Genomic DNA, 331 nt, shown 5'->3' on the forward strand with positions numbered 1-331 from the left:
CTTGTTCAGGCAGGCAATCCATCGTTTTTTTACGGAAATATTACCGGAACTTGCCGGGAACCTGTCGTGCCGTATTAATGACAACTTCCAGGTTCTGAATCCTGCATCTTCAAGTTAAGCGGGTATAGTACAGATAATCTTATCTGCGAAATTTAACTTAACACTTTCCCATAACAGTTAAATATTGAAATTTATCAGTGATGTAACCTTCATTCCGCACCTAATTCAGGAATAAACCGCTTTATATTGTACGCCTAATAAACTCAAAAGCTCATGGTGGTAAGATTGCATTCCTGTCACCATTTTATGTTCTTGAAATTCAAAGGTGCTG

The 331-nt window shown here is 38.1% G+C and carries 1 pseudogene; it reads left to right on the top strand.

Features of this window, described 5'->3' with window-relative positions:
* Positions 1 to 118 (top strand): annotated as a pseudogene (locus CKY02_RS23290) (IS630 family transposase); the annotation flags it as partial.
* Positions 119 to 331: the final 213 nt, after the last annotated feature.

Origin of the sequence: Photorhabdus bodei (assembly GCF_003287735.1) — a bacterium.
GTDB lineage: Bacteria > Pseudomonadota > Gammaproteobacteria > Enterobacterales > Enterobacteriaceae > Photorhabdus > Photorhabdus kayaii.